Genomic DNA, 9,143 nt, shown 5'->3' with positions numbered 1-9,143 from the left:
CCGCCCCCCCCGCCACCACCACCGCCGCCACTGTTACCGCCACCCTTGGCGTATGCGCTGACGGTGTGGATGCCGGAAACGGAGCCGTCCAGGACAATTTGATAGGGCGCAATCGTCAACACCAGCGCCGCTGCCGATTTGAGCGCCAGCCGGCAACAACGGGTCGTGACCGATCTGTGCATTCTGATCTCCGACGACTGAGCCCGGCGCGCCCCACCCCAACGTTGCAGTGCAACCAACATTGCCGAAAGACGCGGCGCCCGGAAGCGACCTCCGACCGTTGCGGTTGTCAACCAGGACCATTGCAAGCGCAAGGTTGGACTAAAGTCCCAAGTATATGCTACATTAGCTTCGCATGAACGGCGCCGTGACCGCCATCGCTAAACGGGAGACTGGCTTTCCCGATGCCTGACGACCGCAGACGCCGAACATCAAGTCACCTCCGCCGGGGGCGGCGGAGGTGACTTGTCGAGGGTGCAGTTGCCCGTTGATCTGTTTTTTGCAAACGACTGATGTCGTCCGCCGTCGCAGGATGCGCGGCCAAGATGCCGCCTAAGGTCTCCTTTCATCTCGAACCGGCGATTCTGGAGCAGTTCCGGTCTGCGGGAATGCTTAGCCAGCGCTGCGCGCAATGCCTGTCGCGTCTGAAAGGTCTCCCGATGTCACGAAAATGTGATCCGGCGATTATAAGGGGGTCAAACAGGTACCCACGCTCCAGCCAATCCAACAGCCAGAGGCAAGCCATGACTGACCTTCGCTCCCCCGACACCCGATTCCGCACCAGCCTGCTCGAGGAAAACGACGGCCCGGCCATCAACGCTTCCGACAACCGCACCATGGGCGAGATCATCGCCGCGCGGTTCTCGCGCCGCGGCTTCCTCAAGGGTTCGCTGGCTGTCTCGGCCATCGCCGCCACCGTCAGCCCGCTGGCGCTGATCAGCGCCGACGAGGCCCGGGCCGCTGAAGGCTCGGCCTTCACGTTCGACGAACTCGAGGCCGGCATCGACGACAAGCACCACGTCGCGCCGGGTTACGATGCCGATGTACTGCTGCGCTGGGGCGATCCGCTGTTTGCCGATTCGCCCGACTTCGACCCGACGAAACAGTCGGCCGAGGCCCAGGCGAAACAGTTCGGCTACAACAACGATTATGTCGGCTACATCCCCATCGACGGCTCGGCCGAACATGGCCTGCTGGTGGTCAACCACGAATACACCAATCCGCATCTGATGTTCCCGGGCATCGTGAAAATCGTCGAGAAGGACGGCAAGAAGTCGGCCGAAGTCGCACCCCTCTCGAAGGAGCAGGTCGATGTCGAGATGGCAGCTCACGGCGGCACCATCGTCGAGATCCGCAAGACATCAGGCAAATGGCAGGTGGTGCGCGACGGCAAGCTCAATCGCCGCATCACCTCCAACACCGAAATGGCGCTGGCCGGTCCGGTTGCCGGCCATGACCGCGTCAAGACCAATGCCGATCCGTCCGGCACCAAGGTGTTCGGCACGTTCAACAATTGCGCCGGCGGCGTCACGCCCTGGGGCACCTATGTGATGGCCGAGGAGAACATCCATGGCTATTTCTCCGGCGAGTTGCCGGAAGGCCACAAGGAAGCCGCGAACTACAAGCGTCTCGGCATTCCCGAAGGCGCCTATGAATGGGCGGCGCATTACGAACGTTTCGACCTCGCCAAGGAGCCCAATGAGGCCAACCGCTTCGGCTGGATCGTCGAGGTCGATGTCAACGACCCGACCTCGACGCCGAGGAAGCGCACGGCCATGGGCCGCTTCAAGCATGAGGGCGCCGAATCGATTGTCGCCAGGGACGGCCGCGTCGTCTTCTATCTCGGTGACGACGAGCGCTTCGACTATGTCTACAAGTTCGTGACCAAGGCCGCGTTCGATCCGAACGATCATGCCGCCAACAGGGACCTGCTCGATGATGGCACGCTGCATGTCGCCAGGTTCGCCGAAGATGGCACGGTCGAATGGCTGCCGATCGTCTTCGGCCAGGGACCGCTGACGGCTGAAAACGGTTTCACTGGCCAGGCCGACGTGCTGATCGAGACGCGCCGCGCCGCCGACCTGCTCGGTGCCACCAAGATGGACCGCCCCGAAGACATCCAGCCCAATGCCATCAACGGCAAGGTCTATGTCATGCTGACCAACAATTCGAAGCGCAAGGCCGACCAGGTAGACGCCGCCAACCCCCGCGCCGAAAACGCCTTTGGCCACATCATCGAGATCGCCGAGGACGGCGGTGATTTCACCGCCGCCAAGGGCAAGTGGGAAGTGCTGCTGAAATGCGGTGATCCGGCGGTTGCCGATGTCGGCGCCACCTTCTCGACGGCAACGACGGCCAATGGCTGGTTCGGCATGCCCGACAATTGCGCGGTCGATTCGGCCGGGCGTCTCTGGGTCGCGACCGACGGCCAGGGCCCGAAAGCCACCGGCCGCACGGATGGTCTGTGGGCGGTGGACACGGAAGGGGTGGCGCGGGCGACCTCGAAACTGTTCTTCCGCGTGCCGATCGGCGCCGAAATGTGCGGTCCGCTGTTTGCGCCCGACGACCAGACCGCCTTCGTCGCCGTCCAGCATCCGGGCGATGGCGGCGAGGACTGGGAAGCGTTCGGCCGCCCGTCCTACTATGAGGATCTGTCGACGCGCTGGCCCGACTTCAAGCCCGACATGCCGGTGCGGCCGTCGGTGGTCGCCATCACCAGACAGGGCGGCGGCAAGATCGCGGTCTGATTGCCCTCCAGCATGGGGCGCAGCAGCGGAGCAGATTTGCACCGCTGCCGCCCTTTGAAGTCGCGGCATGGGGTGAAGTCGGTCAAGCCTCGGGAAAGATTGGCAATTTAAACATGGCGCCCTAGGTCTTTATCAGGAGATCGCCATGTCGAAGTCCGTCTATGACCGTGGCTTGCTCAAGCCAGCCGATATCGCCAAGCTGCAGCGCGTGTTCGACGAGGCCTGCCGGCGGCGCGAGGCACATCCCGATTCCGCCGACGCGCGGGAAATCGCGCTTAACCTGCTCGCCCTGCACAATGCCGGCATGGAGGAAGAGGACATGCTGATGGAGGCCGTCGGTTTCCGGCGGCTGGAACCCAAATCAGCGTGATGCGCCGGGTTGGTGCGAGGCCGACCCTGCAATCCGTTTGGCGATCGCCTTGGCCAGGATACCGGCATTGGCGAAGCAGCCGCGAATGCTCGGCCGCATGCCGGTGAACCACAGACCGGGCAATTTCGGATCGGCTTGCCCGCCGTTGAAGAGCGGAACGCCCTTGGCGTCGAGCACGCCGAGCTTGCCGACCATCGGCTCCAGCCCGGTGCGGTAGCCTGTCGCGGCAATGACGATGTCAGGATAGATCAGGCTGCCATCGGCCAGGATCACGCCGTCACGGGTGAATTCCCTTATGCCAGGTACGACGGTGATCTTGCCGGCCTTTATGGCGCTGACGGCGCCGTCGTCGGCGGCGATCGCGGTGTAATCCGAGGTCAGGCGGCTGGCGCCGCCCGCAGGCGCGGGCGGCAGGCCGAATTTGGTCAGGTCGCCGAAAGCCAGGCGCTGCGTCGCCGACATCACCGCGTCGGCGACCCGCAACGGCAAGCGAGCCATGAACGGCGAAAGCCGGTGCACGGCGATCTTGCCGATGCGCTTGGGCAGCAGGGCGGGACCGCTGCGGGCCGACAGCCAGATGGCGGCCGTGTCTATGCCGGCCAGATGATTGAGCGCATCGAAACCCGAATTGCCAGCGCCGACGACCAGCACTTTCTGGCCCGCATAGGCCTGTGCGTCACCGAAATCCGCCGAATGGATGATGCGCCCGACGAAATCCTTCATGCCTTTCCATTCGGGAATGAACGGCTGCCTGTCGCGGCCGGTGGCGACGACGACATTGCGGGCCAGCCGCAGGCCAGCGCTGGTCCGTACCGCCCAGTGATCGCCCTTGAAGGCAATCTCTTCGACAGCGACGCCAAACTGCACCGGCAGCCGGTTTTCCTCCCTGAAATCATTCATGTGGCGGATGACGACCGTCCGGTGCGGAAAGGCGGGGGTGCCGGGTGGATAGGGGAGACCAGGCAGCGAAGAAAGATCGCGGTGGGTGTTGAGATGCAATTGCTGGTGCCGCCGGTGCCATGGCTCAGCCAACCGGCTTTCCTTTTCCAGGATCGCCGTCGGCACGCCGGCGTTCATCAAGGCGTGCGCGACGGCCAGCCCGGCAGCACCGGCGCCGACGACGATTGCCGGCTCGACCTTGGCCGGCAGATCCACAACCGATCTGATTGTCGTATCAGTCATTCACTCGAATCCCGTTCGACGCCAGGCTGGCAGGACGCTGTAACCGTTTGATCCCGCGCAGGATCCCTGCAGCAAACCGCGGCCGAAATTTCGAGCGATGCGAATTAGCTCCGTACGCCGGGCCGCGGTTGCGCTCTATATGGCATATGCGCGATATCAACGGTAATCAGGTCGCGGCAATGTGATTGATTCGAGGCTCGGGGTGGCTGGCGGGTCTCGGTTATCCCCACGCGCATGCCCGAAATCGACTCCGATTTTCGAGTCATGCGCAGAATCAAAGTGTTACAGCACCTTGGCGCGTCCTGGACGGCCGGCGCTGTAGGCGGCACGCGGAATCTCGACCATGCCCTCCTTGCGGTTCTATTTCGACAAGATCCTTGAGGCCGCCGCGCCCGAGGTCGAGCGGCAGGCGCTGACCCATGTCGAACGCCTGGCACTGGTGCGCCGCTATGGCGACTTCTCGCTCGCCTATTCCACCGCCGTGCAAGGCAAGCTCTCCTATTTCGGCGACGCCGACGGCTACATCGCCTTCGGTACCAAGATGAAGCACCATTTCGCGCTCGGCGACCCGGTGGCGGCTCCGGCGCGTCGGGCCGATTACATCAAGCGCTTCGTCGAGACCGCCGGCAGCCCGTGGTTCGTGCAGGTCGGCGAGGACACCGCACGCGTGCTGGCCGGCCTTGGCTACAAGGTCAATCGCCTCGGCATCGACACCCGCCTCACCCTGCCCGAGCATGATTTTTCCGGGAAGCGCAACGAGACCGTGCGCTACTCCGAGCGCTGGCTGCTGAAGAAAGGCTTTTCGTTCGACGAGGACAAGCGCACGATTTTTCTGGATGAAATTGCCCGGCTTTCGGAAAACTGGCGCGGCGACCGCATCGTCAAGCGCTGGGAGATGGGCTTTCTCAACCGCAACTTTGCCGACCATCTCGGCACCGACATGCGCCGTTTCGTCCTGCACGGTCCCGACGGCGGACTGGTCGCTCTGCTCGACTTCGACCCGCTGTGCCGCAACGGAAAGGTCATCGGCTACACGACGGCCTTCAAGCGCAAGCATATCGACGCTTCGCCGCATGCCGAGGTCGGCCTGACCAAATTCGCCGTCGATCGTTTTCGCGAAGAGGGCATCTCGGTGGTCACGCTCGGCCTGTCGCCGATGCTCGATATCGGGCCAAGCGGCTTTGCCGAAAGCGATTTCTGGCGCAATGCCTTCCAGCGCGCCTACGATTCGCCCTGGGTCAATCGCCGCAGGTTCAACCTGCAGGGCCAGGCGGCCTTCAAGCGCCGCTTCCACGGTGTCGAGGAGCCGGTCTACATCGCTTTCCGCAAGGGGACGTATGTCGAGATGCTGGGGTTGCTGCGGCTGGTCAAGGCGATCTAGATGTATCGATATTCAGGTGAGGCCGGCCTGCAAATGGCGGCTTCCTGCGCTTCCGGTGCTCACGTACGAAAAGTACGCTCCGCTCCGGTTCTCGGAATCCGCCATTTTCGACTCGGCCTGACCTGAATCTCAACAGACCTGGCGGCGTTCTGCCGTCAATTCCTCAACCGATACCCTGTCCTGAAGATCCAGGCGACGATCGTTATACAGATCAGCAGGAAGACGACCGTCATGCCGAGGCTGACGCCGACCGAGACGTCGGACTTGCCGTAGAAGCTCCAGCGGAAACCGCTGATCAGATAGACGACCGGGTTGAACAGCGTGATCGTGCGCCAGACCTCGGGCAGCATGTTGATCGAATAGAAGCTGCCACCGAGGAAGGTCAGCGGCGTGATGATCAGCAGCGGAACCAGTTGCAGCTGCTCGAAACTCTTCGCCCAGATGCCGATGATGAAGCCGAACAGGCTGAAGGTCACCGCCGTCAGCACCAGGAAGGCGAGCATCCAGAACGGATGCAGGATGGTGAGCGGCACGAACAGCGAGGCGGTGGCCAGGATGATCAGGCCGAGGATGATCGACTTGGTCGCGGCACCGCCGACATAGGCGATGACGATCTCCAGATAGGAGACCGGCGCCGACAGAAGCTCGTAGATCGAGCCGACGAATTTCGGGAAATAGATGGCAAAGGAGGCGTTGGAGATCGACTGCGTCAACAGCGACAGCATGATCAGACCCGGCACGATGAAGGCGCCGTAGCTGATGCCGTCGATCTCGGTGATGCGCGAGCCGATGGCCGAGCCGAAGACGACGAAATACAGCGACGTCGAGATGACCGGCGAGACGATGCTCTGCAGCACGGTGCGGAAAGCACGTGCCATTTCCATCCGGTAGATCGCCCATACTGCGCGAAGGTTCATGGCTCCCTCCTCACCAGATTGACGAAGATCTCCTCGAGCGAAGAGTTTTGCGTGTCGATATCGCGGAACTGGATGCCGCCGGCCTCGAGATCGCGCATCAACGAGGCGACGCCGGGCCGCTCGGCCTGGTTGTCATAGGTGTAGGTCAGCTGCCCGCCATCGGGCGACAATTCCAGCGCATAGCGCGAGAGCGCCTCGGGAATGGCCGTCAGCGGATTGCGCAGTTCCAGCACCAGCCGCTTGCGGCCGAGCTTGCGCATCAGTTCGGCCTTGTTCTCGACCAGGATGATCTCGCCGCGGTTGATGACGCCGACGCGGTCGGCCATCGCTTCGGCTTCCTCGATATAGTGCGTGGTGAGGATGATGGTGACGCCGTCCTCGCGCAGCCGGCGCACCATCGCCCACATGTCCTGGCGCAGCTCGACGTCGACGCCGGCGGTCGGCTCGTCGAGGAACAGGATGCGCGGCTCATGCGACAGCGCCTTGGCGATCATCAGCCGGCGCTTCATGCCGCCCGACAGGGTGATCGCCTTGGCATCCTTCTTGTCCCACAGTGAGAGATCGCGCAGCACCTTCTCGACAAAGCCGTGGTTGGCCGGCTTGCCGAACAGGCCACGGCTGTAATTGACCGTCGCCCAGACGCTCTCGAAGGCATCGATGGTCAGTTCCTGCGGCACAAGCCCGATCAGACCGCGCGCGGCGCGATAATCCTTGTTGATGTCGTGGCCGTCGACGGTGACGGTGCCCGACGAGCGGTTGACGATGCCGCAGACGATCGAGATCAGCGTCGTCTTGCCGGCGCCATTGGGCCCAAGCAGCGCGAAGATTTCGCCGCGCTGAATGTCGAGATTGACTTCCTTGAGCGCGGTAAAACCGGTGGCGTAGGTCTTGGAGACCCCGGAAATGGACAGGATGGAAGGCATGGATGAAAACGGCTGCTTGAAGAGGTCCCCTGATATAGGCCGAATGTCGGTGCTTGCAACCGCAAGTCAATGCCCTGCTGACAGTTCTCGACAATCGTTGCCGGCCGGCCATTGCAGGTGCGGCGCACAGGCCCGGAGTTGCGCGGCATGCAACCGGCAAAATTGTCCTGTGGCGTTCAGCCTCGCGGCAGGACGCCGCTTTGACCTGAACTCGCTTCGGGCCTATTCTTCGCGAGTATTTGCAGCAGCCGGAGCCCATCATGGACCCGCTCATACTTTCGCGTATCCAGTTCGGCGCGAATATTTCATTCCACATTCTATTTCCGACGATCACCATTGCGCTGGGTTGGGTGCTGCTGTTCTTCAAGCTGCGCTACAACGCGACCAACGATTCCGCCTGGATGCGCGCCTATTTCACCTGGGTGAAGGTGTTCGCGCTGTCCTTTGCCATGGGCGTGGTTTCGGGCGTCACCATGAGCTTCCAGTTCGGCACCAACTGGCCGGGCTACATGGAAAAGGTCGGCAACATCGCCGGGCCGCTGCTGGCCTACGAGATTCTCACCGCCTTCTTCCTCGAAGCGGCCTTCCTCGGCATCATGCTGTTCGGCTTCCGCCGCGTTTCCAACCGCATCCACACACTGGCGACGGTGCTTGTCGCCGGCGGCACCACCGTCTCGGCGTTCTGGATCATCGCGCTCAATTCCTGGATGCAGACGCCGGCCGGCTTCGAGATGCGCGACGGCGTGGCGCATGCGGTCGACTGGTGGGCAATCATCTTCAACCCGTCGATGCCCTACAGGCTGACCCACATGCTGCTGGCGTCCGGGCTGACGGTGTCGTTCCTGGTCGCTGGCCTGTCGGCGCTGCGCTATCTCACCGGCGACCGTTCGGAATCGATGTGGAAGGCGCTGCGCACCGGCGTCTTCACGGCCGCGATCCTGATCCCGATTCAGATCTTCGCCGGGGACCAGCATGGGCTGAACACGCTGGAGCACCAGCCGCAGAAGATCGCCGCCATGGAGGCCAACTGGAACACCGGCCCCAATGTGCCGCTGGTGCTCTTCGCCCTGCCCGACGAGGCCGCGAAGGAAAACAAATTCGAGATCGCCATTCCCGACGGCGCCAGCCTGGTGCTGCGGCACTCGACCAGCGGTGTCGTGCCGGGACTGAACGATTATCCCGGCAACCATCCGCCGGTCTTTCCGGTGTTCTGGGGTTTCCGCGTGATGGTCGGCACAGGCATATCGATGCTGCTCGTCTCATGGTCGGCGGCCTTCTTCCTCAAGCGCCGGCACAGCCTGCCGAAGCCGCTCGCCATGCTGATGGTACCGATGGCGCTGTCGGGCTGGCTGGCGACGCTGGCCGGCTGGTACACCACCGAAATCGGCCGCCAGCCCTGGCTGGTGACGGGCGTGCTGAAAACGGCAGACGCGGTCGGCCCGGTGGCGGGCAGCCATGTCGCGCTGACGCTGGCGACCTACCTCGTTCTCTATGTGCTTTTGCTGATCGCCTATCTCGGCGTGCTGGTGCACCTGGCGCTGAAGGCGGCGAAGGACGGCGATTCATCGCCGCTGCCGGGCGTCATGAACGCCGCCATGTCACAGCCGGCGGCTGGCGAGTAGG

Annotated in this window: 7 protein-coding genes and 1 pseudogene; 4 read left to right on the top strand and 4 right to left on the bottom strand. The window is 63.1% G+C overall.

What is annotated here, in order from left to right; translation table 11 throughout:
- Positions 1-182 (bottom strand): annotated as a pseudogene (locus EOC83_RS33035) (hypothetical protein); the annotation flags it as partial.
- Between the two features lie 561 nt (positions 183-743).
- On the opposite strand from EOC83_RS33035, the gene EOC83_RS25640 reads away from it, so the two are divergent.
- Together EOC83_RS25640 and EOC83_RS25635 are read left to right on the top strand one after the other, a co-directional pair.
- The gene (locus EOC83_RS25640) at positions 744-2,747 is read left to right on the top strand and encodes a PhoX family phosphatase (protein ID WP_063169631.1); all 2,004 of its coding nucleotides are present in this window, start codon (positions 744-746) and stop codon (positions 2,745-2,747) included.
- A 145-nt stretch (positions 2,748-2,892) separates the two neighbouring features.
- A complete protein-coding gene (locus tag EOC83_RS25635) occupies positions 2,893-3,117 on the top strand; it encodes a hypothetical protein (protein WP_024502214.1) in 225 nt (74 codons plus the stop codon).
- Here the strand turns inward: EOC83_RS25635 and EOC83_RS25630 are convergent.
- The gene (locus tag EOC83_RS25630) at positions 3,109-4,299 is read right to left on the bottom strand and encodes an NAD(P)/FAD-dependent oxidoreductase (protein ID WP_027161242.1); all 1,191 of its coding nucleotides are present in this window, start codon (positions 4,297-4,299) and stop codon (positions 3,109-3,111) included. The genes EOC83_RS25635 and EOC83_RS25630 overlap by 9 nt on opposite strands.
- A 343-nt stretch (positions 4,300-4,642) precedes the next feature.
- Here EOC83_RS25630 and EOC83_RS25625 point away from each other — a divergent pair, with 343 nt between their 5' ends.
- Complete coding sequence (locus EOC83_RS25625) at positions 4,643-5,680, top strand: phosphatidylglycerol lysyltransferase domain-containing protein (protein WP_063169630.1); 1,038 nt, start codon at positions 4,643-4,645, stop codon at positions 5,678-5,680.
- Between the two features lie 155 nt (positions 5,681-5,835).
- Here the strand turns inward: EOC83_RS25625 and EOC83_RS25620 are convergent, their stop codons facing one another.
- Both EOC83_RS25620 and EOC83_RS25615 read right to left on the bottom strand, forming a co-directional pair.
- The gene (locus EOC83_RS25620) at positions 5,836-6,597 is read right to left on the bottom strand and encodes an ABC transporter permease (RefSeq protein ID WP_013528680.1); all 762 of its coding nucleotides are present in this window, start codon (positions 6,595-6,597) and stop codon (positions 5,836-5,838) included.
- A complete protein-coding gene (locus tag EOC83_RS25615) occupies positions 6,594-7,520 on the bottom strand; it encodes an ABC transporter ATP-binding protein (protein ID WP_024502216.1) in 927 nt (308 codons plus the stop codon). The genes EOC83_RS25620 and EOC83_RS25615 overlap by 4 nt, the downstream gene beginning before the upstream one ends.
- 260 nt (positions 7,521-7,780) lie before the next feature.
- Between EOC83_RS25615 and EOC83_RS25610 the strand changes: the two genes are divergently transcribed.
- Positions 7,781-9,142 carry a cytochrome ubiquinol oxidase subunit I gene (locus tag EOC83_RS25610; protein WP_063169629.1) on the top strand — a complete coding sequence of 454 codons (1,362 nt, stop codon included), beginning with the start codon at positions 7,781-7,783 and terminating at the stop codon, positions 9,140-9,142.
- Position 9,143: the final 1 nt, after the last annotated feature.

Source organism: Mesorhizobium sp. Primo-A, from assembly GCF_003997175.1.
Taxonomy (GTDB): Bacteria; Pseudomonadota; Alphaproteobacteria; order Rhizobiales; family Rhizobiaceae; genus Mesorhizobium; species Mesorhizobium ciceri.
The sequence above is the reverse complement of the archived record's forward strand: the minus strand, read 5'-3'. Positions and strand labels throughout refer to the sequence as shown.

What these genes read in the sequence shown, in the direction of transcription:
- EOC83_RS25640 (WP_063169631.1), top strand. Translation starts at nt 744, where the DNA reads ATGACTGACCTTCGCTCCCCCGACACCCGATTCCGCACCAGCCTGCTC.
- EOC83_RS25635 (WP_024502214.1), top strand. Translation starts at nt 2,893, where the DNA reads ATGTCGAAGTCCGTCTATGACCGTGGCTTGCTCAAGCCAGCCGATATC.
- EOC83_RS25630 (WP_027161242.1), bottom strand. Translation starts at nt 4,299, where the DNA reads ATGACTGATACGACAATCAGATCGGTTGTGGATCTGCCGGCCAAGGTC.
- EOC83_RS25625 (WP_063169630.1), top strand. Translation starts at nt 4,643, where the DNA reads ATGCCCTCCTTGCGGTTCTATTTCGACAAGATCCTTGAGGCCGCCGCG.
- EOC83_RS25620 (WP_013528680.1), bottom strand. Translation starts at nt 6,597, where the DNA reads ATGAACCTTCGCGCAGTATGGGCGATCTACCGGATGGAAATGGCACGT.
- EOC83_RS25615 (WP_024502216.1), bottom strand. Translation starts at nt 7,520, where the DNA reads ATGCCTTCCATCCTGTCCATTTCCGGGGTCTCCAAGACCTACGCCACC.
- EOC83_RS25610 (WP_063169629.1), top strand. Translation starts at nt 7,781, where the DNA reads ATGGACCCGCTCATACTTTCGCGTATCCAGTTCGGCGCGAATATTTCA.